Source organism: Pseudomonas sp. TH10 (assembly GCF_016651255.1).
Taxonomy (GTDB): domain Bacteria; phylum Pseudomonadota; class Gammaproteobacteria; order Pseudomonadales; family Pseudomonadaceae; genus Aquipseudomonas.
The window spans coordinates 1-1,121 of sequence record NZ_JAEKEG010000176.1 but is presented as its reverse complement, the minus strand read 5'-3'; the positions used below and the strand labels follow the sequence as shown (position 1 = coordinate 1,121).

At 58.7% G+C, this 1,121-nt stretch carries 3 protein-coding genes; all 3 read left to right on the top strand.

Annotated elements, in window-relative coordinates:
• On the top strand, nucleotides 1–396 hold a 396-nt coding region (locus tag JFT80_RS23360), incomplete at its 5' end, for an immunoglobulin-like domain-containing protein (RefSeq protein ID WP_201149760.1).
• A 21-nt stretch (nucleotides 397–417) separates the two neighbouring features.
• Nucleotides 418–621 carry a hypothetical protein gene (locus JFT80_RS23355; protein WP_201149758.1) on the top strand — a complete coding sequence of 68 codons (204 nt, stop codon included), beginning with the start codon at nucleotides 418–420 and terminating at the stop codon, nucleotides 619–621.
• Entirely contained in the window at nucleotides 608–1,039 is a 432-nt protein-coding gene (locus JFT80_RS23350; RefSeq protein WP_201149756.1) for an immunoglobulin-like domain-containing protein, read from the top strand. Before JFT80_RS23355 ends, JFT80_RS23350 begins: the two co-directional genes overlap by 14 nt.
• Nucleotides 1,040–1,121: the final 82 nt, after the last annotated feature.

The window sequence follows — 1,121 nt, the reverse complement described above, 5'->3', positions numbered from 1 at the left end:
GAAACCGAGAAGGTCCACACCCTCGATCCGCAAGGCGACGACGTCTACAAAGACGGCGGCACCGCGCAACTCAGCATTACCGGTGCCACGTCGAATGGCGCACCGCTGGAAAACCCAACCATCGGTGGTCCAGCTTCGGTCACCATCGGCGACACCACCAGCGAAGTCTTTGCGACCCTGACTGCAGACAAAACCACTGTGGCTGAAGGCGGCAAAGTCACCTACACCGTGACCCTGACCACCAGCACCGGTCTGCCGCTGACCAACCATCCTGAGCTGACCTTCAAGCTCACCGATGGCACCACCATTACTGTTCCAGCCAACAGCGTGACTGGCCAGGCGACCATTACAGCTGCTGATGACATCGGCAGTGGGCGGTCAACCAACCATCGTTAACAAACTGGTATCGGTCGACCGGTGCAGGACACCTACGAGAAACTGACTCTGGGCGATAACGCGGTGCAAACCACCGTGACTGACGAACCTACCGGTCAAGGCGATGCCGTCGGCATCACCATCACCGGCAACGGTCCAGTCCTGGAAAACCAGGGCGCAGCGTTCACCATCAAGCTCGACAAAGCTCAGCTGCAACCGGTCACTGTCACGCTTGAGCAACGGTAAAACCGTGGTCTTTGCTGTTGGTGAAACCGAGAAGGTCCACACCCTCGATCCGCAAGGCGACGACGTCTACAAAGACGGCGGCACCGCGCAACTCAGCATTACCGGTGCCACGTCGAATGGCGCACCGCTGGAAAACCCAACCATCGGTGGTCCAGCTTCGGTCACCATCGGCGACACCACCAGTGAAGTCTTTGCGACCCTGACTGCAGACAAAACCACTGTGGCTGAAGGCGGCAAAGTCACCTACACCGTGACCCTGACCACCAGCACCGGTCTGCCGCTGACCAATCATCCTGAGCTGACCTTCAAGCTCACCGATGGCACCACCATTACTGTTCCAGCCAACAGCGTGACTGGCCAGGCGACCATTACAGCTGCTGATGACATCGGCAGTCGGCGGTCAACCAACCATCGTTAACAAACTGGTATCGGTCGACCGGTGCAGGACACCTACGAGAAACTGACCCTGGGCGATAACGCGGTGCAAACCACCGTGACGA